This is a genomic window from Pseudomonas reactans (genome assembly GCF_013385825.1).
GTDB lineage: Bacteria > Pseudomonadota > Gammaproteobacteria > Pseudomonadales > Pseudomonadaceae > Aquipseudomonas > Aquipseudomonas reactans.
Map to the genome: position 1 here is coordinate 244,182 of NZ_JACAPG010000023.1, position 21,562 is coordinate 265,743.

Annotated in this window: 18 protein-coding genes; 4 read left to right on the forward strand and 14 right to left on the reverse strand. The window is 60.6% G+C overall.

Annotated features, from left to right (window positions below; genetic code table 11):
- The first annotated feature begins 83 nt into the window (after positions 1-83).
- Positions 84-464: a COG4315 family predicted lipoprotein gene (locus tag HX868_RS27580; RefSeq protein ID WP_177005016.1), complete on the forward strand. Its 381-nt coding sequence runs from the start codon at positions 84-86 to the stop codon at positions 462-464.
- A 31-nt stretch (positions 465-495) separates the two neighbouring features.
- Here HX868_RS27580 and ubiA read toward each other — a convergent pair whose 3' ends face one another.
- Together ubiA and HX868_RS27590 are read right to left on the reverse strand one after the other, a co-directional pair.
- Positions 496-1,386 (reverse strand): 4-hydroxybenzoate octaprenyltransferase, encoded by an 891-nt coding sequence (gene ubiA, locus HX868_RS27585; protein WP_177005017.1) that lies wholly within the window; start codon positions 1,384-1,386, stop codon positions 496-498.
- Entirely contained in the window at positions 1,386-1,949 is a 564-nt protein-coding gene (locus HX868_RS27590; RefSeq protein WP_177005018.1) for a chorismate lyase, read from the reverse strand. The genes ubiA and HX868_RS27590 overlap by 1 nt, the downstream gene beginning before the upstream one ends.
- 194 nt (positions 1,950-2,143) lie before the next feature.
- Here HX868_RS27590 and HX868_RS27595 point away from each other — a divergent pair, with 194 nt between their 5' ends.
- The 3 genes from HX868_RS27595 to HX868_RS27605 all read left to right on the forward strand — a co-directional run bounded on the left by HX868_RS27595 (position 2,144) and on the right by HX868_RS27605 (position 3,964).
- A complete protein-coding gene (locus HX868_RS27595; protein ID WP_015886569.1) occupies positions 2,144-2,311 on the forward strand; it encodes a rubredoxin in 168 nt (55 codons plus the stop codon).
- Positions 2,312-2,348: 37 nt separating this feature from the next.
- Positions 2,349-3,497: an NAD(P)/FAD-dependent oxidoreductase gene (locus HX868_RS27600; protein ID WP_177005019.1), complete on the forward strand. Its 1,149-nt coding sequence runs from the start codon at positions 2,349-2,351 to the stop codon at positions 3,495-3,497.
- Positions 3,498-3,688: 191 nt separating this feature from the next.
- The gene (locus tag HX868_RS27605) at positions 3,689-3,964 is read left to right on the forward strand and encodes an HU family DNA-binding protein (protein WP_003176958.1); all 276 of its coding nucleotides are present in this window, start codon (positions 3,689-3,691) and stop codon (positions 3,962-3,964) included.
- 110 nt (positions 3,965-4,074) lie between these two features.
- On the opposite strand, the gene HX868_RS27610 is transcribed toward HX868_RS27605, so the two are convergent.
- The 12 genes from HX868_RS27610 to tssA form a co-directional block, all read right to left on the reverse strand.
- On the reverse strand, positions 4,075-4,551 hold the full coding sequence (locus tag HX868_RS27610; protein ID WP_071494648.1) for an Imm26 family immunity protein: 477 nt from the start codon (positions 4,549-4,551) through the stop codon (positions 4,075-4,077).
- Positions 4,548-8,996: an RHS repeat-associated core domain-containing protein gene (locus tag HX868_RS27615; RefSeq protein WP_177005020.1), complete on the reverse strand. Its 4,449-nt coding sequence runs from the start codon at positions 8,994-8,996 to the stop codon at positions 4,548-4,550. The genes HX868_RS27610 and HX868_RS27615 overlap by 4 nt, the downstream gene beginning before the upstream one ends.
- A 12-nt stretch (positions 8,997-9,008) precedes the next feature.
- Entirely contained in the window at positions 9,009-9,443 is a 435-nt protein-coding gene (locus HX868_RS27620) for a DcrB-related protein (RefSeq protein ID WP_177005021.1), read from the reverse strand.
- A gap of 15 nt (positions 9,444-9,458) precedes the next feature.
- The gene (locus HX868_RS27625; RefSeq protein ID WP_177005022.1) at positions 9,459-11,399 is read right to left on the reverse strand and encodes a type VI secretion system Vgr family protein; all 1,941 of its coding nucleotides are present in this window, start codon (positions 11,397-11,399) and stop codon (positions 9,459-9,461) included.
- A gap of 150 nt (positions 11,400-11,549) precedes the next feature.
- Entirely contained in the window at positions 11,550-14,213 is a 2,664-nt protein-coding gene (tssH, locus tag HX868_RS27630) for a type VI secretion system ATPase TssH (RefSeq protein WP_177005023.1), read from the reverse strand.
- Positions 14,206-15,249 (reverse strand): type VI secretion system baseplate subunit TssG, encoded by a 1,044-nt coding sequence (tssG, locus tag HX868_RS27635; protein WP_177005024.1) that lies wholly within the window; start codon positions 15,247-15,249, stop codon positions 14,206-14,208. The genes tssH and tssG overlap by 8 nt, the downstream gene beginning before the upstream one ends.
- On the reverse strand, positions 15,213-17,072 hold the full coding sequence (tssF, locus tag HX868_RS27640) for a type VI secretion system baseplate subunit TssF (protein WP_177005025.1): 1,860 nt from the start codon (positions 17,070-17,072) through the stop codon (positions 15,213-15,215). The genes tssG and tssF overlap by 37 nt, the downstream gene beginning before the upstream one ends.
- A complete protein-coding gene (tssE, locus tag HX868_RS27645) occupies positions 17,069-17,584 on the reverse strand; it encodes a type VI secretion system baseplate subunit TssE (RefSeq protein ID WP_177005026.1) in 516 nt (171 codons plus the stop codon). The genes tssF and tssE overlap by 4 nt, the downstream gene beginning before the upstream one ends.
- Positions 17,585-17,662: 78 nt before the next feature.
- Positions 17,663-18,151: an Hcp family type VI secretion system effector gene (locus HX868_RS27650; protein ID WP_005792512.1), complete on the reverse strand. Its 489-nt coding sequence runs from the start codon at positions 18,149-18,151 to the stop codon at positions 17,663-17,665.
- 134 nt (positions 18,152-18,285) lie between these two features.
- Complete coding sequence (gene tssC / locus HX868_RS27655; protein WP_010207548.1) at positions 18,286-19,782, reverse strand: type VI secretion system contractile sheath large subunit; 1,497 nt, start codon at positions 19,780-19,782, stop codon at positions 18,286-18,288.
- A gap of 2 nt (positions 19,783-19,784) precedes the next feature.
- Positions 19,785-20,291: a type VI secretion system contractile sheath small subunit gene (gene tssB, locus HX868_RS27660; protein WP_010207547.1), complete on the reverse strand. Its 507-nt coding sequence runs from the start codon at positions 20,289-20,291 to the stop codon at positions 19,785-19,787.
- 54 nt (positions 20,292-20,345) lie between these two features.
- Positions 20,346-21,365, reverse strand: a complete 1,020-nt coding sequence (tssA, locus tag HX868_RS27665) for a type VI secretion system protein TssA (RefSeq protein ID WP_177005027.1) — start codon at positions 21,363-21,365, stop codon at positions 20,346-20,348.
- Positions 21,366-21,562: the final 197 nt, after the last annotated feature.

A 21,562-nucleotide genomic window follows, 5' to 3' on the forward strand; every position in this document is an offset into this window, starting at 1 on the left:
GTAATTTAGTCGCTCGGGCAATTCCCGCCTCTCTGGACTACGCTTTGGGTCCGAATCCTGACAACCACAAAAGGAAGGTTCCGATGACTTACAGCACGATTTCCTGGAAAGCCCTGCTGGTAACGGCGGCGTTGACGCTGCCGACCCTGGCGTTCGCGGCGGAACCGGCGATGACGAAAGACGGGATGCTGGTCGATCACAATGGCATGACCCTCTACACCTTTGCCAAGGACGCCGATGGCAAGTCCGTGTGCAATGACAAGTGCGCCACTAACTGGCCCCCACTGATGGCTGAGTCCACCGATAAGCCCATGGGGAAATGGACCGTCATCACCCGTGACGATCAGAAAAGCCAATGGGCTTACAGCGGGAACCCGCTCTATACCTTCATCATGGACAAGAAGGCGGGCGACATGACCGGTGACGGCAAAATGGAAGGAGCCTGGAAAGTCGCCAAACCTTGATTCATACCCCTAACGGTGAGGGGCCTGCCCCTCATCGAAATGCGTAATCCGCCACAATCCCGACAAAAATCGCCAACCCCGCCCAGTGGTTGTGCAAAAACGCCTTGAAGCACTTCATCCGATCCTTGTCCCGCGTATACCAGAACTCCCAGGCAAAACAGCCCGCCGCCGCCAGCAACCCCAGGTGGAACCAACCGCCCAGCTCAAACCGTGCCCCGGCCAACAACAGGCAGCACAGTGATAGCCCCTGCAAGGTCAGAATGATCACGCGATCAGCTTCACCGAACAGGATGGCCGTGGACTTCACGCCGATCTTCAAGTCGTCATCGCGGTCGGTCATCGCGTAATAAGTGTCGTAGCCCACCGTCCACAGCAGGTTGGCGATATACAGCAGCCACGCGGTGGCGGGCAGGCTGCCGGTCTCGGCGGTGAACGCCATCGGCATGCCCCAGGAAAACGCCGCCCCAAGCACCACCTGCGGGTAGTAGGTGTAGCGCTTCATGAACGGGTAGCTCGCCGCCAGGGCCAGGCCGCCGAGGGACAGCAGGATGGTGGTGGCGTTGGTCAGCAGCACCAGCAGGAAACTGATGCCCATCAGCACCGCGAAAAACACCAGCGCCTCTTTCGAACTGATCTTGCCGCTCACCAGCGGGCGCTGCTCGGTGCGCTTCACATGGCCGTCGACCTTGCGGTCGGCCCAGTCATTGATCACGCAACCGCCGGCGCGGGTCAGCACCACGCCCAACACGAAAATCACGATATTGAGCAGGGAAGGCGAGCCCTTGCCGGCGATCCACAGCGCCCACAACGTTGGCCACAGCAGCAGGTAGATGCCGATGGGCTTGTCCATACGGGTCAGTTGGATGAAATCCCAGGCCCTCGGGTTCAGATGGTTCAGGGATTTGAGCAGACGCTGGTACATCAGCAGTTCTCCGGATGGGCGTGCAACGCGTGCCAGAAGCTTGGCAGAAAGATCTCCGCAACCAACACGCTCAGCGGCCCGCGATCAAAACGTGAACGGCGCGCCCATAGGCCGTCGACCTGATCCGCCACAGGCAGCCATTGTTGTGGGTAATGGCACACCTCGATGGCCTGGCGCGTGAAGGCCTGGTCGCAGAACAGCAACTCGCCCAGTGAGCGGCTGCCCAATTCATCCATATGCAAGCCGTCGCCCTGCAGGGCACTGCGCGCCGCCACACTGCGCGCGAACACCCACGGCTGGCCGTGCCCGCGCAAATACACCTCGCGTACCCAGCCGATAGTCGCCGGGGGCAGGCCCAGTGCGGCGCATTCATCGTCGCGCAGCGGTTGCCAGCCCTCGAACAGCGGCGTCACGCTGAAACCATCGTTGGACAGCCACGTCAGCCGCCGCGTCAGCGAGTCTTCGTTGAACAGCCAATTGAGGGTCAAGGGCGCGGGCGCAGGGAGCAGAAGGCTCTGGATCAGCCATTGGCAAGCATCGGGAGGGTCGATTGAGTGCGGCACGGTGAGTCAGTATTGGCAGTAAAAGAGGCGGCGAGCTTACCATGGCGTCCCGGGTTTTTGCCGGTCTGAACCGGCTGTTTGCGTCGATCGTGCTTGCATCTGCCGGCCCCGATCAGTACAAAACGCCCTGAGCCGCACGGCAACGCGGGTCTATCGACCGTCGGCCAAGATGCCTGACCCTGAGGAAGCAAGTGATGAAGAAGTGGCAATGTGTAGTCTGTGGCCTGATCTATGACGAGAAAGACGGCTGGCCGGATGACGGAATTCTGCCTGGCACCCGTTGGGAAGACGTCCCGGAAGACTGGCTGTGCCCGGACTGCGGCGTGGGCAAAATGGATTTCGAAATGATCGAAATCGGCTGATTTTTGGTTTTCAGATAAGTACTACAAGGAGAAAGGAATGAACGCACCTGTCGTGATCATCGGCACAGGATTGGCCGGTTACAACGTGGCCCGGGAGTTTCGCAAGCTCGACAGCGAGACCCCCTTGTTGCTGATCACCGCCGATGACGGGCGTTCCTACTCCAAGCCCATGCTCTCCACAGGTTTTGGCAAGAATAAGGAAGCCGATGGCCTGAGCATGGCTGAACCCGGCGCCATGGCCGAGCAACTCAAGGCCGAAGTGCGCACCCACACCCGCATCAGTGGCATCGACCCTGGCCACAAGCGTTTGTGGATCGGTGAGGAAGCGGTGGCTTACCGCGACCTGATCCTGGCCTGGGGCGCTGAAACCGTGCGTGTGCCGGTTGAAGGTGATGCGGCTGACCTGGTTTTCCCGATCAATGACCTCGAAGACTACGCACGCTTTCGCGCAGCCGCAGCTGGCAAGCGCCGCGTGCTGCTGCTCGGCGCGGGCTTGATCGGCTGTGAATTCGCCAACGACCTGATCCTGGGCGGTTACGAAATCGACCTGGTGGCGCCGTGCGAGCAAGTCATGCCGACCTTGCTGCACCCGGCCGCCGCCGCAGCGGTACAGGCCGGACTGCAAAGCCTCGGCGCGCGTTTCCATCTTGGCCCAGTACTCAATCGTCTGCAGCGCACCGCTGACGGCCTGGAAGCCCACCTGTCGGACGGTAAAGTGATCGCCTGCGACCTGGTGGTCTCGGCCATCGGTCTGCGCCCACGCGTCGACCTGGCCGCCGCCGCCGGCCTGCAGACCAATCGCGGGATCATGGTGGACCGCCACCTCAAGACCTCCCACGCCAATATCTACGCCCTGGGTGACTGCGCCGAGGTCGACGGCCTGAACCTGCTGTACGTGATGCCGCTGATGAGCTGCGCCCGTGCTCTGGCCCAGACCTTGGCTGGCAACGCTACGGCGGTCAGCTATGGCCCGATGCCGGTGACCGTCAAGACGCCAGTCTGCCCGCTGGTGGTCTCGCCACCACCACGCGGCACCGAAGGCGTCTGGAGCGTGGAAGGCGAGGGCGCCGATATCAAGGCCCTGTGCCGCGACGCCAGCGGTCGCCTGCTGGGCTATGCCCTGACCGGCAGCGCCGTGATGGAAAAACTCGCCCTCAATAAAGAGCTTCCGCCGTTGCTGGCGTAAATACCGGTCGTTCTGTCGGAATAACCGCGTTTTTCACCCTAGAAAGGTCGCCGCGAGACTGGCGGAGCGTGCGATGGCATGCCATCCTCACTCCCGTCTGCCGCAGAGTAGAGCCTGCGGCGCTTTGGGCGCTGCTCCAGAAGAGAGCAGCACGGACATAACAACAAAAAACCGTCAAAGAGGCTTCACTTATGCGTAAACCAGAACTCGCAGCCGCCATCGCTGAAAAAGCGGATCTCACCAAAGAACAGGCCAACCGCGTCCTCAACGCCGTTCTCGAAGAAATCACCGGCGCCCTGCACCGCAAGGACAGCGTCACCCTGGTTGGCTTCGGCACCTTCCTGCAACGCCACCGCGGCGCCCGCACTGGCAAAAACCCTCAAACCGGTGAGCCGGTGAAAATCAAGGCCAGCAACACTGTTGCGTTCAAGCCGGGCAAATCGCTGAAAGACACTGTTAACGCGTAAGGGCGTTACCGTCTCGAAGGGGGCGGGAGGGTAGGAAAAAATGGGCACGCCGACTGGGTCGGGTGCCCATTTTTGTTGGTGACGTCAGGCTTTGCCCGAAAAGTAAGGCGTTATGCGAGCGCAATAAAAGACTTAACGTGTGCATCACTTTTTGGTACACAACTTGGATAAGCTTTTGCCTGGGCGTCGGATATGGGGCTGTCGTTACCTAGAATGTCGATTTTCTTCAGATCACCGGGAACCCCGTAGATGAAGTAAAAGCCTTCGATATTTTCAGGCGTATAACCGGGATCAGAAGCAATGATCCGCCACTCCCCCGAACTCTTTTTATCAAAGAGTCCGTAGCTGTTCAGCAGTATTGGATGTGACACGCGCTTGGCTTGTTCCAATTGTTGTGCGGAGATAGCCGGCTCTGTGGAAAAAAAATCCAGAATCTCGGCGCAGTGGCCTTCGTCCATAGTGGACAGTATTCGCCCAAATCCGAATGTGTCCTCTGTGAATTTGAAGCAGAAAATATCTCCGGGCTTTATGGCGCGTAGTGTTGTCCTGGGTTTTTTGTCCCAGCCAAAAAAAGTCAGGTCACTCATGAGCACTTTCCTCCTTTACCGATGAGGCTCGTTTTTTTCCGGTTATAAGCCTCTTTGAAATATCGATGCCTATCCCGATCGCGAGTCGTGTTGTTGTGATCGAAGGAATTGTATTTATTTCCTCTGTTGCTTTGGGAGGTTGCGGCGCCAATTTCCCCTGTTTTTGTCTTGTAGCGCTCTATGTAGGCTTGCTCATAACCCCTGGCTTCGCCGTAGGTGACGTTTTTCTCAATGCGACGAAGACCTGTAGTGCTGTCGTCCTTCGTCAGTCGGCCGGAGGCTTGATGTTCTTCCGTCCTACGCGAAATGTCGTTAGTGATACCGATGTAATAAGGATCCCCTACGGTATTTCCATGTATATCCAGGTCGTATAGACCGTACACGTGGTATCCAGGGGCGTTGGCAGGCGTGAGACCGAGTGGGTCCACATAACTGATCGGGTTACTGGCGTAGGTGTAGAGATTGAGTCCCCCTCTCAGGCCCACGGGGTCCGGTGTGGTAAACCGGCCGATATCGGGGTCGTAAAAACGGAACGTGTTGTAGTGCAACCCTGTTTCCCTGTCCAGATACTGACCTTGGAACCTCAGGTTCTGCTCTTCAATGTAATAGGGCTCTCGAACCTCTTTTACGGTGTTACCCCAGACCCGATACCGAGCTTCCCAGACGACATGCCCATCGGTTTCAGTCAGCACCTGAGGTAAACCGTTCAAGTCGTTGTGGTAGTACCGGACTTTGGCCAACGCACCGACGCCGTCTACCCTGGCCAGTGGCTGATAGCCACTGCCTTCGTAGATGTAAAGGCTGGACTGCTGATTTCGGTTTTCTTGCAAGAGTTGCTGGCAGCCCCACGTGAAGTGTGTTTCGCCGAGGAGGTGGCCGTTAGTGTCGTGCTCGCTTTTGCTGATCCTGCGTCCTACAGGGTCATAGCTCATACGTACGACGGTTTCACCGTTACAGGTTTGGTTTCTAACTTCAACCAGGCGGTGCTCCGCATCGTAGCTCATGCGTTGCACACCTCGTTCTGCACTGCGCTTTTCGATCACTCGGCCGAAGCCATCGTAGCGATACCGCTTATCCTGATAAGTCAGCAGTTGGTTATGCACCACCAAACCGGCGCCGGCGATGGGGCTATCGAGAAGATTTGCGGCGGCGTCATAGGCAAAGGTCTCGCTTTGACCGTAAAGGTTCTCCTGGCTGGCAATGATTCTCTGAGTAGCGTCGTAGTGAAACAGCTTACGGTAGGGACCGCCGGAATGCTGGTCCACGCGGGCGATCAAGTTGTCGCCGGGGTCGTACTCAAAATGTTGTTGATCGCCTGTGCTGAACGCTGACGGTTGTTCAGCAGACCTGCGTCTGCGTGAGCGGAGGCGACCGCTGCGATCATATTCGCTATGGGTGATGAGGCTGCCTTGAGTACGCGACACTTCACGATGCAGTCGGTCACGCTCGAAGTCGCTGATCACCTGACCGTTTAGATTGATCTGGTGAAGATGCCCGCTGCCGTAATACAGCCGATTTACCCAGCGGCCATCGGGCAATTGCGTTTGTGTCAGATTACCCAGTTCATCATAGCGATGGCGCAATGTCCCGGCGGTATTGTGTTCCTCCACCAGTTGACCTGCCGCATCGTAGATAAAACCCAGCGCCTGCATATTGGCGGCGGCGTCTGTCACAGTAACAGCGGTCAGTTGATTGGAGGGATCGTACCGATAATCCGTGCGGGCGTCGTCCGTGATTTTTGCAATCAGGCGCCCTACGGCATCGCGCTCCAGGTAATGCACGATGGGTAGGGGCGGTGGTGATATCACCGCAAGACCACCGCCATAGGGCGCAGGGATGGCCTCAACAATGGCGACCTTGTCTAATGCTCCATAGCGGTAGCGGCGAACACTGCCATCCAGGTTGTGTTGCTGAATCAGCCTGTCACCGGCATCCCAGGTAAATCGATAACTCTCTGCGTTTTCATTGGTCAGCGTCGTTAACCGGCCATAGGGGTCGTAGTTGAAAAACACCTGTCGCCCAAGGGCATCCGTACGCTGCCGGACCTGTCCGCGACGGTTATGCTGATAATGTGTAGTGTGCCCATCAGGATCGGTAAAGCCTTGCAACTGACCACTGGCGTCACGTTGATAATGTGCACTGCGCCCGTCCGGTAACTGGCTACTGAGCAAACGACCCTGTACGTCGTAGGTGAATTGAGTGCGTTCTCCAAGTGCGTCGATAATGGACTTCAGAAAGCCTCGTTCGTCGTAGCTGTATCGCGTTGAGTAACCAGAACAGTCAATGCGTTCTACGAGTTGACCGAGTGCGTTCCAGCGCAGCTTTTTGCTTTTTCCAGTTGCATCAATGATTTCCACGACTTGCCCGTGGGTGTCGTAGCGATACTGGGTAGTGTTGCCAAGTGGATCGGTTTCGCTGATGCAGTTGCCGCGCGGGTCGTAGCGGTATCTCCAGCTGTGCCCAGCAGCATCAGTCTCCACCAATGGCAATGCCCAATGTTCAAGCCATTTCGATGATCTTCTGCGTTCCAGAGGGTCCAGTTCGCCAATCAGATTGCCGGATTCATCATAGCTGTAGGTGTACCGACCACCTTCGGGGTCGGTTGCACTGAGTAGTTGGCGCTCGTCGTTCCACTCAAACAACCAGGTTTGCTCAAGGTTATCGGTGTAGGAAATGATCTGGTGTTGAGTGTTCCACACCCGTGTACTGGTGCGCGCCAAGCCATCGGTGATGCATGTAATGCCTGCGCCCAGATCATAGTTGAACGTGTACTCATCGCCTTCATCGGTCCAGTGACGAACGACACGCCATTCAACGCCTTCAACCAACCCCCATTCATAAAAGCAACGTAACCCAGTGGGTAGTTGGTGCTCGACCATTCGCCGGCTTGCGTCGTAGGCGAAGCGTCGATTGATATGCCCTGATGCGTCGCGCACCTCTGCCAGATTGCCTGCAGTGTCGTAACGGTAACTGGCAAGGGTCTCTCGATGTTGATCGGGGTACAGGCGCTCTATTCGGATGACGCGCCCCTGCTCCCGAACCAGTTCCACTTGCACGTGATCAAAGGTGTCACGCAGCCGAACCAACTGTCCTGCTTTGTCATAGTCGAGGTAGATGCGGTTGTCATTGCGGTCGCCGAGCTGACTTAACCGCAATACATGAGTCGCTCCCGGTGCGGCGTCGAAAAGGCGATACAGTCCGTTATCACTCTCGATCAACAATTGCCCATTGCGGTGACGTCGGATTTTCAAGCCCTCGCCTGCACTGAACATTGCATAACCCAGAGGGACAGCGCCCAGGTTGATACGCCGTCCCTGCTCGTCGATGTAAATCAAATCCTCACCGCCGTCCGGATGCGGCAAGATTTCGACGCAGATTTCGTAGGGCACACTCCAGCCGGTGCCGAGCATTCCGCCAAGTCGCTCATCGCGACTGTTGTAAAAGCGCTGCCAATCGATCGGCAGGACCCCAGGCAAGACAAAATCCAGCTCGGTATCACCGCCCAGCACTTTGGCCCCGGTCGCCGCATGTACCGGATTCGGCGAGCCTATTGCCGCATTGGCTGCTGCGCTCATTCCTTGACTAACCAGGTAGGACGTCACGCCGCCCAACAACATGCACGGCAAATTACTCAGCGTTTTGCCCTTCGCCCCCTTCAACATCATCAATGCTTCAATCGCCAGCCCAACACCTGGTGTTTTCCCGCTTCGGATTTCCTGCACCACGACTGTACCGCCACCAATCGTGACGTTCGGCGAGATCAGCCCCGACGAGACCACTGTCGCATCGCACATACTGCGGTCGCCGCTGCGCACGGCCGGCTGACCGTTGATGGTGACCTTATCCGAACCCTCGGCGAGGAGCTGCGGCGGCATCGGCGGATGGCGGGCGCACAGGACCATGTCGGTGAGGGCCGGTACCACGCCCGGTGCAGGCGTGGCGACGGTGGGCCGCCATAGCTGGGAGAAGAAACCCTCGGCCATGTCCAGAAAGCCAGGCTCGGGTTTTGGCTCGGGGTCGGGCTCAGGCGGCGCTTGCTCAAGCTCCGTACCAGCGGGCGCCACGTGCGAGGGAATGGAGCCTGCGGCCCGCGCAGCCGGAATGCTGTTGACGAACGTGTCGGTCGAGCCCACCGCAATCGTGGCTTCCACCACCGGTGGAAACAGCGCATTGGCGAAGCTCTCGCACATTTTGCTGAGGCCCTTGTCGGCCCCCGTCTTGCTCATGGCCATACCGACGACAATGCCCACCACCGCGCCGAGGATGCAGCCGCCGATACCGGCGGTAGCAATAGTCACCCCCACGGCGGCCGCGACTGCGGCAGTCGCCAGCGCCGTGATCGCTACGTTGGCCGCCACCTCCAGCACGCCGCCGAGGATATCGGCCATCATGGAGGTGTGGGTCAGCGCATCGCCCATCCGGGCAGCCCATAGAGCATCAGACATGCCGGCAGCTCATCAAGAAATCGCGTCGAACGACAGCGAATTTTTGATCAACGCCCAGTGAGCCGCCTCGGCGTCCCCAAGCTTGTCCGCCTTCACGTAGCTCAACGCGAGCATCTTGCGCGTACCCGGTAGCACCAGCGCCAGTTGATACTGGAACACCTTGTCATTGCCCTTGTTGAACTGGCTGCGCAGCTCGATGCCTTCCACTTCTTGAGCTGTGCCCAAGCGCACGTCCACGCCCGGTTGATAGCGCAAATCCTGCACCTGTTTTTCCAGGCGCTGGAGTTGATCATTGAAGTTGCTGTGCAGGGTTTCACCCTCGGCGAGCAGGCTGCGGCTGACGATCAGGGAAGTGCCCAATTCCGGAAACTTGAGGATATTGATCGTTGCGTCCTGCAGCTCGCTGGCCGGCAGTTGAAACTGGAATTCGTTGATCCGGTACGTCATGGCAAACAGGTCTCGTCAGGAGCTTTTGGGCGCGGGGAACGCGGCTTTGATATTGGCGTCGATGGCGGCTTTCTGGCCCTGGCCGTCGGGCGTGGCGCCGGGGCCGCCGCCGTTGTTCAGGTGCAGCACGCCGCCGGTGTTGAACTCGGCATCGCCGCTGGCATAGAAGCTGATTTGCACGCCAGTGAGGTTGATCTGCCCGCTGGCGTTCAACTCCAGGATGCTTTCGCCGCAGACCAGGCGCAGGTTTTCACCGACTTCGATGACATAGCTCTGGCTGATGCTGTCGGTCTTGCGCTGGCCCACCGAGAGGATGTCTTCTTGCTTGACGATGCGCAGGCGGTTGTTGCCGATGGTCACCGTCTCGTTATGGCCGATGCTCTTGTTGCGGTCATGCCCCACCGAATGGCTTTCATCCACCTCGACCACGATGTCCTGATTACGCTCGGCATGGATGTACAACTGCTCCAACCCCTTCTTGTCCTCCATGCGGATTTCATTGAAGTTGGCCGGCGTGCCGCCCTTGCTCGAACGGCTTTTCATGCCGCTCTGGGTGGCGTTTTCCGGCAGGTCGTAAGGAACGGTCTGCTCAGCGTTGTAGACCCGCCCGGTGATGATCGGCCGGTCGGGGTCGCCCTCAAGGAAGCTCACGATCACTTCCTGGCCGATCCGTGGAATCTGCATCGAGCCCCAGTTCTTGCCAGCCCAGGATTGCGACACACGAATCCAGCACGAGCTGTTCTCGTTGGATTGGTCATGACGGTCCCAGTAGAAATGTACCTTCACGCGGCCGTACTGGTCGGTCCAGATTTCCTCACCCTTGGGCCCGACCACCAGCGCGGTCTGCGGGCCTTTGACGATGGGCCGAGGGGTGTTGGCCAGCGGGCGGAAGCTCTGCTGGGCGTCGATGCAGGTGAGGCTGCTTTCAAACTGTGCCGAACCCGACCCGCCGCCGCTTTCCAGGCTTTCCTGGACGATGTAGTAGCGGCAGCCAACGATCAGGTACTCACGGTTCTGGTCCTGGCGACTGAAGCCGGTCAGGCTGAATAAATGCCCCGAGCCCAGGCCGCGAGCATTGCCGCTGAACTCGATTTGTTCATGCAGGGTTTGCAGCGCTTCGATGCGGGTGCGCGCGTAGTGCTCGCCGTCTTCGCTTTGCACGTAGGTGCCAGGGTAGTCATACAGCGGATAGTCGCCGGCGGTGTGCGGGCGAGGCATGGCCGAGCGCACGTCGATGCTCGCGCTGGGGCGCTGGAAGTCGTAGTCGTTAAGCTCCAGCGAGCCCGGCTGTACTTCGTGCGCCAAGTGCCAGTTGTGCATATGGTCGCGTTCGCGCTGCTGCTCGTCCTTGGGGTAGTACGGGATCGACGCGTAGCCCGGCACCGTGGTGTGGGCGCCGTAGGCATCGGCCAGCACCAGCACATGGCGGTCCTGCTCATGGCGGAAGAAGTAGTAAATACCTTCCTGCTCCATCAAGCGGCTGACGAAATCAAAGCTGGTCTCGCGGTACTGCACGCAGTATTCCCACTCGCGGTACGGCCGGCTCAGGGCGTCTTCGAAGTCGGAAAAACCCAGGTCGCGGAACACCTGCTTGATGATCTGCGGGATGCTCAGGTTCTGGAAAATCCGGCAGTCCGAAGTGCGGCTGAGCAACCAAAACCACGGGCGCAGCGTTACCTGATAACTGGCGAACTGGCCCTGGTCGATATTCTGGCTGCACCGCGCGACGATGCCGTGGAAGTGCCGCTCGCCACCGTCCGCTAGCTGCAGGCCCACGCTCATGGGTTTGCCGAGCAACTGGTTGAGATCGATGTTGGCGTCCAGGGACGTCAGTTGCAGCTCGTAGTTGAACAGCCTGCCCAGCTCCTCGCCGCCGCCCATTTCATTGAGCAGCAGCACATCCGGCCCGAGGGGGCTGGTGATTTTGGCCAGGCGTGAGGCTTGGTTGAATAGCATCGGTTAACCCGTAAATGTCGATGTACCTGACGAAACCGAACCCCTGTAGGAGCTGGCTTGCCAGCGATAGCGGTGTATCAACCAACATCAATGTTGAATGTCAGGCCGCTATCGCCGGCAAGCCGGCTCCTACAGTTGAATGGTGTTCCGTCAGTTGGCGTCGCTGAAGTCGTAGTGCAATTCATTATCTCGGCTGCTGATCCGCACACCCGCCAGGGCCTTGCCTTCGAGCATGCGCGTGAGGAACTCACGGCTCATGTCCGGCAGCAGGCTGTTGGTCAGAATGGTGTCGATCATGCGCCCGCCACTTTCGGTCTCGGTGCAGCGCGAGACGATCAGGTCGACCACCGCGTCGTCGTAATCGAAGGCCACCTTGTGCGTGCTCTCCACACGCTTCTTGATGCGGCCCAGTTGCAGGCGGGTGATCGCCTTGAGCATTTCGTCGCTGAGCGGGTAGTAAGGGATGGTCACCAGACGGCCGAGCAGGGCTGGCGGGAAGATCTCCAGCAGCGGCTGGCGCAAAGCCTTGGCGATTTCTTCCGGTTCAGGGATGTTCGCCGGGTCTTTGCAGACGTGGGAAATCAGCTCGGTGCCGGCGTTGGTGGTCAGCAGGATCAGGGTGTTCTTGAAGTCGATCACCCGGCCTTCGCCGTCTTCCATCACGCCCTTGTCGAACACCTGGAAGAAGATTTCATGCACGTCCGGGTGGGCTTTTTCCACCTCGTCCAGCAGCACCACGCTGTAGGGTTTGCGCCGCACCGCTTCGGTCAGCACGCCGCCTTCGCCGTAGCCGATATAGCCGGGTGGCGCGCCCTTGAGGGTCGACACCGTGTGGGCTTCCTGGAATTCGCTCATGTTGATGGTGATGACGTTCTGCTCACCGCCGTACATGGCTTCGGCCAGGGCCAGGGCAGTTTCGGTCTTGCCCACCCCGGAGGTGCCGGCGAGCATGAACACGCCAATCGGCTTGCTCGGGTTGTCGAGGCCGGCGCGGGAGGTCTGGATGCGCTTGGCGATCATCTGCAGGGCATGGTCCTGGCCGATGATGCGTTTTTTCAGGTGCTGGTCGAGGTTGAGCACGGTCTCCAGTTCATTGCGCGCCATGCGACCGACCGGAATGCCGGTCCAGTCAGCGACCACCGAGGCCACGGCCTGGTAATCCACGGTGGGCAGGATCAGCGGGGTTTCGCCTTGCAGGGCGGTCAGGCGCTGTTGCAGGTCGACCAGTTGGGCGCGCAATTCATCGTTGCCACTGTCCACCACGCCCGCCTTTTCACGCAGCGTTGCACGGGTGGCGAGCAGTTCATCCACCAGGGCTTTCTCTTCGGCCCAGCGGCTTTCCAAGGTCGCCAGACGCTCACGCTCAGCGCTCAACAGCGCCTCGGTGTTGGTTTGGCGCGCACCGATCACAATGCCGATGGCATGCTCACGGGCGATGATTTGCAACTCGGTTTCCAGCGCCTCGATGCGACGACGGCTGTCGTCCACTTCCGCGGGCACCGCGTGCAGGCTGATGGCGACGCGGGCGCAGGCGGTGTCCAGCAGGCTCACGGATTTGTCCGGCAACTGGCGCGCCGGGATGTAGCGGTGGGACAGCTTCACCGAGGCTTCCAGCGCTTCGTCGAGGATTTGCACCTGGTGGTGTTTCTCCATGGTCGACGCCACGCCACGCATCATCAGCAACGCTTTGTCTTCCGACGGCTCGGCCACCTGCACCACCTGAAAGCGGCGGGTCAGGGCCGGGTCTTTCTCAATGTGCTTTTTGTACTCGGCCCAGGTGGTCGCGGCCACGGTGCGCAAAGTACCGCGGGCCAGGGCAGGCTTGAGCAGGTTGGCCGCATCACCGGTGCCGGCGGCGCCACCTGCACCGACCAGCGTGTGCGCTTCGTCGATGAACAGGATGATCGGCTTGGGCGACGCCTGCACGTCTTCGATGACCTGGCGCAGGCGCTGTTCGAACTCGCCTTTCATGCTCGCGCCAGCTTGCAGCAGGCCCACGTCGAGGCTGCGCAGTTCCACGTCTTTCAGGGCTGGCGGCACGTCACCGGCGACGATGCGCAGGGCGAAACCTTCGACTACGGCGGTCTTGCCCACCCCGGCTTCGCCAGTGAGGATCGGGTTGTTCTGGCGCCGACGCATGAGGATGTCGACCAGTTGGCGGATCTCTTCGTCACGGCCAACAATCGGGTCGAGCTTGCCGCTGCGGGCCTGTTCGGTCAGGTCGACCGTGAAGCGCTTGAGGGCTTCCTGCTTGCCCATCGCGCTCGGCGCCATGGCACCGCTGGCTTCACCGGGCACGGCACCGGCATTGAAACCATCACTGGCGCTCAGCGCGTTCTCCGGCGAATCACCGACGTACTCGTCGAAACGCTCGCTCAGGGCCTCGGCCTTGATCTTGTCGAACTCGGCAGACAAGCCCAACAGCGCATGACGCAGGCTAGGCGTCTTCAGGATACCGAGCACCAAGTAGCCGGTACGCACCTGGCTTTCTCCAAACATCAGGCTGCCGTAGACCCAACCGCGTTCCACGGCTTCTTCCACATGGGAGGAGAGGTCGGTGATCGACGTCGAGCCACGCGGCAAACGGTCCAGCGTTTCGGTCAGGTCACGGGCCAGGCGCGCCGGCTCCACGTTGAACTGGCGGATGATGCGGTGCAGGTCCGAGTCCTGCAATTGCAGCAACTGGTGAAACCAGTGGGCCAGTTCCACATACGGATTGCCCCGCAGTTTGCAGAACACGGTGGCGGCTTCGATGGCCTTGTAGGCCACGCTGTTGAGTTTGCCGAACAGTGCGGCGCGACTGATTTCACCCATGCTCTGGATTCCTTGAGGTGGTGGCGTGATCGGCGTAATGCCGAGCCAGGATTAGGTCGTTGGCGTCATGCTCGGGCTTGCCGAGCCAGGTGTTGAAGCCCAGGCGGAACTGACCATTGAGTTGCAGCGCCGGCACTTCGGATTGTTGCAAAACCAGGTTGAGGTCCCAGTCCAGTTCATGGCCCAGGTACTCGGCCACCCACGCCACCAGCTCGTTGAACGGCTGGTGGCCAGGCAGCATGCCCATGTAGTCATCCAGCGTGAGCGGCCCCAGGCGGATGCGGAACTTGTGCTGGCGGTCCCACACGAAACTGCCCAGGCAAAAGTCCACGCCCAGGCGGTTGGCGCTCACGCTGACGCGGCTGCGCTCGGGCAGTTCCAACCATTGGCCGACGTACTCTTCAATCTCCACCGGCAGGCCGAAGTACTCGCTGAGAATCGCTTTCAGACCGTCTGGATAGCGGGTTTGCGCCGACAGGTGGCCGCTGTAATGCAGCTTCGCGGTGTCCGGGATGAGCCCCTGATTCAGCAGGCTCGGCATACCGCGTCCACTCAGGGCGGCGAGGCGCGCGGACCAGTAATCATCGTCCGGGCGGTCGTGGCTGACCGTCGGCCGCGCCTCGGCCCACGCCCGGTAAAACAGGCTGAGCAGGCGATGGTGGAACACGTCCAAAAACTGTTTGCTGGTGCTGTCGGCGTTGTTGCGCTGACGCTCGCGCACGTACTCGGTGATGTGCAGCGGCAGCGGGCCATTGGGGCCGCCCAGGCCGAAGAAGAATTGCTCTAGCCGCGCCGGCTTGCCGTCGCCACCGGGATCGACCGAGGCCAGGGTGGCCGGCGCAAAGGTGCAATCAGCCTGCTGGCCCAGGCGCAACGGGTCATCCGCCAGGCGCAGGGAATGACCCAGGCGCGGCAGGCCCGGCGATTCGCACTCGATACGCCGCAGCGCCTGGAAGAAATCGTATTCCCAGGGCTCCTGATGCATCGCATCCAGGGTACTCACAGGGTCGGACGCCGTCCGGGCTTGGCTTTCCATCGCATGATCTCGCCGCGTTCGGTGGTACGGATCACCGTCTCGGTAAAGCTGTTGATCGACACGTAGCGTGCCAGGAAGCGTTCCAGCACCGCACCGAGCAGGAACACGCCGGTGCCGCGAAACGCGTTTTCATCGAATTCCAAGGTGATTTCCAGGCCACGGCCAAACACGATCGGGCCGGGCATCGGCAAACGTCGGGTCACGGCTTTGCTGCTGACCTCGCGCAGGCCTTCGATCTGCAATTGCAGGGCGGCGTCGTTGCTGTCGCCGTACAGGCGCAGCAGTTCGCGCAAGGCCGCCGCGCCTTGGCCCTGTTCGCTCAGGGACAGGTAGTTGAGCGACAACTGGCTGATCAAGCGCCAGGCCTTGGCGTCATGGGCATGGCTGGCGCGCGGGCGGCTCGGGCCTGCCACACAACGCACGGACAGCACCGGGGCGCTGTCGGCCAGGGTGAAGTCGGTCTTGCCGTTGCCAATGCTCATGAACAGGGGCAAGTCGCGGTTGGTGCACAGCGCCGTCACGCCGAGTTGGCGCAGGTCATGGCCGTAGGGCGCTTGGCGGCTGTCCACCAGGCTGACAAAGGTCTCGCTGCCCACATAGGTGGAGCGTGGACCGTTGCGGCGCTGGTCGCTGGATAAGACGCGGGGCTCCCGGCGTACGGTGTAATAGGCCTGATCACGGCCGTAGCGCGACGGATCACGCACGGCATAGAACGGCAAAAACGGCTGCTCCGGCCCGGTACCGTGACCGGTGATGCCGCTCAACGAGTGAATCTCGAAGTCCATCGGCCGCGTGCGGTCGGCGATCACATGGTGTTCGTTGACCCGGTCGGACAAGTGGATGCGGTCGACGCGCTTGGGGAACAGGTTGATTGCCGGCGTACAGAACGGCAGGAATTGCGCCGCGCCGACACTGCCTTCCAAGCTTGGCTCATGACGGTCGAACAACACGATCAGCTCCAGCTCCTGGCCGTCGCAGCGTTTGACCGCACGGCTCAGTTCAGCGAACTCGACGAACAGGTAACGGTGGGGCAGGGCGAAGTATTCCTGCAACAGGCGATAGCCCTGGAACGCGCGTGCGACCACCGGCATGGCGGCGTCGGCATCGTCAAAACCACGGGAGCGCAGTGCATCCTGCGGCAGGCGTTCGACCCAATCGCCACCCGGCTTGCGTGCAAACACCGCGCAGGCGTTGCCCAGCAGTTGTTCGTAGAGGCGGAATGGTTGCTCGTCGGCACCGCTGAGATAGAGCGGCAGGTTATCCAGGTCGAGGCTGTTGAACGGTAATTCGGCGCCGGTGCGCAGGGTCAGGCGCAGGCCGGCCTTGGCTTTCGGCTCACTGGCCGCCAGGCGACCCAACACGGCGGCAGGGTTGCCGAAGTATTCGGCATTGCTCACCTGCAACGGCCACAGCGTCACCGGGTGCGCGGTGCGGTACTCGCAGCAGGTCTGGGTTTCGCGGCCCAGCGCAGCACGCAATACGGTGTCGCGGGGCAGCGGGAAACCACTGGCCAGCGAACCTTCATCCGGGTCGGTCTGCAATTGCACCACGGTCATCGACGGCGTGGGTGCCAGGTAATGCGGGTAGGCGATTTCCAGCAGGTTGTGGGTGAAGGTCGGGTACTCGGCGTCGAGCTTGAGCTGCACGCGGGCCGTGAGGTAGGCAAAGCCCTCGAGCAAACGTTCGACGTACGGGTCGGCGCAGTCCATACCGGACAGGGTCAGCCGACTGGCGATCTTCGGGTATTCCTTGGCGAACTCGGCGGCGCTTTCGCGCACGTGGTGCAGTTCCTGGTTGTACAGCTCCAGCAGGCGCGGGTTCATGGGCGTCTCCGCTGGTCGGCATTCACGACACGCACGTGGCCGGACTCCAGGTCGAGATCGGTTTGCAGCAGCAGGCGCAACGGCACCGGCTGTGCCCACAGGTCGCCTTCGATCTCGAAACTCAGCGCGTTATGGTTCATCTCGCCATGGCCGACGCGGGCTTTGACGCGCAGGGTGTGGCGCAGAATGCGCGGTTCAAAGGTGGCGATAGCCTGGTAGATCAAGGCCTCCAGCGCCTTGATATCCACACTGGAAACACTGTTGCCCGCCAGCGCCGGCAGGCCGTAGTTGACCACCGACGTACCGGCCGGTGTGTGCAACGTGGCGTCGGTATCGAGCAACGACGTGGTGTTGAGCAGCCACGCCAGGTCGCGCAGCACCGAGGCTTTCAATTGGGTCAGGGACAGCACGCGTTTGTCGGCGCTTTCCTTGGGGTTGGTTGGATCGTCGTCAGTCAACCGGTCCAACAGGGACGGTTGCAGACGGTCGCGGGAAGCGATTTCAGTGACCACCAAAGCGGCTCCACGGACGGGTTGTGAGAGGGACAAGTGGGCTGCGGCCGTGGCGCGAAGCCACGGCCTCAAGGGCTATCAGCGCTTGGTGTTGGAACGGATGTTCCAGCCAAACTTGATCGCGCCGCCGTCTTTGGTGCCGTCGGCTTTCTGCGGCTGGTAGTCGACCATCACTTGGGCGAAGTTCAGGGTGACGTTCTCGGTCAGGCGGTCATCGGTGCCCGAACCGCCGGTGCTGAGGGAGGTCACCAGCACTTCTTCCAGGTTGATCACCATGTACTCGACCTGGCTTTCGCCACCGGCCTTGCGCACGGTCAGCTTGACCTTGTCGATGTGCTTGCCGCTGGCACAGTGCATCATCAGGTTCGGCGAGGCCTTGTCGACGTACTTGGTCAGCGACAGGTCCTGGATATTCACCTTGCCCGCGCCGCCGCCACCGCCCACGTGCATGTTGCCGGACTGGGCCATGCCCCAGCTCCAGTTCAGCACGTCGATTTCGTCCTTGTGGGCCTTGTCCATGGACTCGCCCTTGATGTCGCCGATCTTGATGAAAATATCAACAGCCATGTTTTCTCCCTGTGTGGTCTCAGCCACGATATTTGGTTAACGCCGTGTCCCTGTAGGAGCCGGCTTGCCGGCGATGGCGTCCTCAAGATCGCCATCGCCGGCAAGCCGGCTCCTACAAAGGGCGATGCGGGTTCTTACGCGCTTTTCGCCGAAGGCAGCTTCGATACCAGGCGCAACGACACCGTCAGCCCTTCAAGCTGATAGTGCGGGCGCAGGTAGAACTTGGAGTTGTAGTAACCCGGGTTGCCTTCCACTTCTTCCACGATCACTTCGGCAGCCGCCAATGGGTGCTGGGCCTTGGTGGTTTCGGTGGAGTGCGCAGGGTCACCGTCCACGTAGTTGAGGATCCAGTCCTGCAACCAGCGCTGCATTTCGTCCTTCTCTTTGAAGGAACCGATCTTGTCGCGCACGATGCACTTCAAGTAGTGGGCGAAACGGCAGGTGGCGAACAGGTACGGCAGGCGTGCGGCCAGGTTGGCGTTGGCGGTGGCGTCCGGGTCATCGTATTCGGCCGGTTTCTGCAACGACTGGGCGCCAATGAACGCGGCGAAGTCGGTGTTTTTCTTGTGCAGCAGCGGCATGAAACCGTTCTTCGCCAGCTCCGCTTCACGGCGGTCGCTGATGGCGATTTCGGTCGGGCACTTCATGTCCACGCCACCGTCATCGGTAGGGAACGTGTGCGCCGGCAGGTTTTCCACTTCACCGCCAGACTCGATGCCACGGATGCGCGAGCACCAGCCGTAGTGTTTGAACGAACGGTTGATGTTCACTGCCATCGCGTACGCGGCGTTGGCCCAGGTGTATTTGGAGCTGTCGGCACCGTCGGTGTTTTCTTCGAAGGCGAAGGCTTCCACCGGATCCGTCTTGGCGCCGTACGGCAGGCGCGCCAGGAAGCGCGGCATGGTCAGGCCGATGTAGCGCGAGTCTTCCGATTCACGCAGCGAACGCCAGCCCGCGTATTCCGGGGTGGTGAAGATCTTGGTCAGGTCGCGCGGGTTCGACAGTTCCTGCCACGAGCCCATGCCCATCACAGTCGGCGACGCCGCAGCGATGAACGGCGAGTGCATCGCTGCGCAGACTTTCGACAGTTCGCCCAGCAGTTCCACGTCCGGTGGCGACTGGTCGAAGTAGTAGTCGCCCACCAGGCAGCCGTAGGGTTCGCCGCCGAACTGGCCGTATTCTTCTTCGTACATCTTCTTGAAGATCGGGCTCTGGTCCCACGCGGTGCCTTTGAATTTCTTCAGGGTCTTGTGCAGGTCCGGCTTGGAGATGTTGAGCACGCGGATCTTCAGTTGCTCATCGCTCTCGGTGTTGTTGACCAAGTAGTGCAGGCCACGCCAGGCGCTTTCCAGCTGCTGGAAATCCTGGTGATGGATGATCTGGTTGACCTGGGCGGTCAGCTTGGCGTCGATGGCGGCGATGATCGATTCGATCGACTTGATCGCGTCATTGGACACCAGGTCGGTCTGCGCCAGAGCCTGTTCGGCCAAGGTGCGCACCGCGGTTTCCACGGCTTCGCGGGCACGCTCGGTCTTGGGCTTGAACTCTTGCAGCAGCAGGTTGGCGAACTCGCTGGCTTCTTCGGTGGCACCCAGGATCTGGCTGCCTTCGCGGGCGGTATTGTCGGTCATGATTACTGATCCCCTGCAGGCTTCGGCGCGCTGGCAAGTGCCTGGAGCAGTGCCGGGTCCTTGATCGCCTTCATGATGATTTCTTCAGCGCCGGTCTTGCCGTCCATGTAGGTCAGCAGGTTGGCCAGTTGGGTGCGGGCTTCGAGCAGTTGGTTCAGCGAGTCGACCTTACGGGCCACGGCGGCCGGGCTGAAGTCGTCCATGCTTTCGAAGGTGATGTCCAGGCTCAGGTTGCCTTCGCCGGTCAACTCGTTCGGTACGTGGAACGCCACGCGCGGCTGCATCGCCTTGAGGCGCGAGTCGAAGTTGTCGACGTCCACTTCAAGGAACTTGCGGTCGGCCACCGGCGCCAGAGGCTCGGCGGGCTTGCCGGCGAGGTCGGCCATCACGCCCATCACGAAGGGCAGTTGGACCTTTTTCTCGGCGCCGTAAAGCTCGACGTCGTACTCGATCTGCACTCGAGGCGCGCGGTTGCGCGCGATGAATTTCTGAGAACTTTGCTTCGCCACGTTGCTGCTCCTGGTCGCTTGAGCGACGGTGTTGTTACTGCACAGTCGGGCGGTTTATTCGCCGTCCGGGCCGCGCAGGTTTTCAAATTGGGACATGCCGTCGGGAATCAGATTGCGCACGATGGCCGCGAAGTCGGCGTGCACCAGATGCTTCGCCCGGTTCAACAGCACCGGCAGCGGGCTCGAGGGCTCGTGCCGGGTGTAGTACGCAAGGATCTTGTCGAGGCTGCGCAGCACGTCGTCGCGGCTGGCGATATCGCCAACCGGGCGCGGTGCTGCGGGCGCAGCGGCGAAGTCGGCCGAGGGGGCATTGTCGTCACTGACGGCCTCGGGTTCGCTGCTACTGTCGGTGCCGGGCACCGCTTGATTGAGGATCTGCAACGCTTGTTTGAGCGGTTGCTTCAAGGCACTGAGGTCAACGCCCTGGGCAGAACCGACCTGATCGTTGACCTGCCGTTCGATGGCTTCACACGCCGCACGCGCCGCAATCAGCGAGTCGCGGGTGGCTTGCAGGTGCTCGGGGTCGCTGTCGAGGAACGCGGCGTTGAGCTGCTGGGCGCCGAGTTGCTCGTCGGGGAAGCTCAACAGGCCACTGGCGTTGAGCGCCGCGCGCAGGCTCACGGGCCCGAAAGTGCGCGAACGCGTGAGGATGCTTTCACGCAGCAAGCGAATGTTGGTGTCGCAGGTCAGGCCGGTGAGGGCGTTGATGCGCACGGTGGGGTCGTTGTCGTCGTCGGCATCCAGGCGCGGGTGCAGGTCGGCCCAGTAATCGCGCAGCAACGCGTCGATCAGCGTCAGTGCTTCGGCAAGGCCCGCCACACCCTGGAGGGCGAGGGCGCTTTGCAGCAGGAAATGGGTGATGCGCAAGTCTTTGCTGCGCGCGAGCAAGTCGAGGCTTTGCTGCTGGATGCTGCGCCATTCCGGCGGTTCAGCGGGCAGGATGGAGTCGCCCATGCTGCGCTCGGGTTGGCCCTTGGCATCACGCTCCAATTGCAGAAATTGCGCGTCATATTCCATGTCTTCGCCACAGGGCGAAGTCGCGGAAACGGCGGTGAGCAGCAACGGCACATCCACTGAATTTGATCTCCCTATCAGCCCGTTAGATGGCGGGCAATTCATGCATTAGTTGCGCGAGGAACTTTGCATGTTTTCTTGGTCATATAAGCAAGATGCCACTAATGTGCCATCACTGGTATTCAAGAAGTTGTGCATTTTTGGTGTAGTACTTATGCCTTGTCAAGGTAAGCTATTCGCCCTCTGTGACAGATGTG

Bases quoted from the DNA above. Each gene is read 5' to 3' on its own strand.
- HX868_RS27580 (WP_177005016.1), top strand. From the start codon at position 84: ATGACTTACAGCACGATTTCCTGGAAAGCCCTGCTGGTAACGGCGGCG.
- ubiA (WP_177005017.1), bottom strand. From the start codon at position 1,386: ATGTACCAGCGTCTGCTCAAATCCCTGAACCATCTGAACCCGAGGGCC.
- HX868_RS27595 (WP_015886569.1), top strand. From the start codon at position 2,144: ATGAAGAAGTGGCAATGTGTAGTCTGTGGCCTGATCTATGACGAGAAA.
- HX868_RS27600 (WP_177005019.1), top strand. From the start codon at position 2,349: ATGAACGCACCTGTCGTGATCATCGGCACAGGATTGGCCGGTTACAAC.
- HX868_RS27605 (WP_003176958.1), top strand. From the start codon at position 3,689: ATGCGTAAACCAGAACTCGCAGCCGCCATCGCTGAAAAAGCGGATCTC.
- HX868_RS27610 (WP_071494648.1), bottom strand. From the start codon at position 4,551: ATGAGTGACCTGACTTTTTTTGGCTGGGACAAAAAACCCAGGACAACA.
- HX868_RS27615 (WP_177005020.1), bottom strand. From the start codon at position 8,996: ATGTCTGATGCTCTATGGGCTGCCCGGATGGGCGATGCGCTGACCCAC.
- HX868_RS27620 (WP_177005021.1), bottom strand. From the start codon at position 9,443: ATGACGTACCGGATCAACGAATTCCAGTTTCAACTGCCGGCCAGCGAG.
- HX868_RS27625 (WP_177005022.1), bottom strand. From the start codon at position 11,399: ATGCTATTCAACCAAGCCTCACGCCTGGCCAAAATCACCAGCCCCCTC.
- tssH (WP_177005023.1), bottom strand. From the start codon at position 14,213: ATGGGTGAAATCAGTCGCGCCGCACTGTTCGGCAAACTCAACAGCGTG.
- tssG (WP_177005024.1), bottom strand. From the start codon at position 15,249: ATGGAAAGCCAAGCCCGGACGGCGTCCGACCCTGTGAGTACCCTGGAT.
- tssF (WP_177005025.1), bottom strand. From the start codon at position 17,072: ATGAACCCGCGCCTGCTGGAGCTGTACAACCAGGAACTGCACCACGTG.
- HX868_RS27650 (WP_005792512.1), bottom strand. From the start codon at position 18,151: ATGGCTGTTGATATTTTCATCAAGATCGGCGACATCAAGGGCGAGTCC.
- tssC (WP_010207548.1), bottom strand. From the start codon at position 19,782: ATGACCGACAATACCGCCCGCGAAGGCAGCCAGATCCTGGGTGCCACC.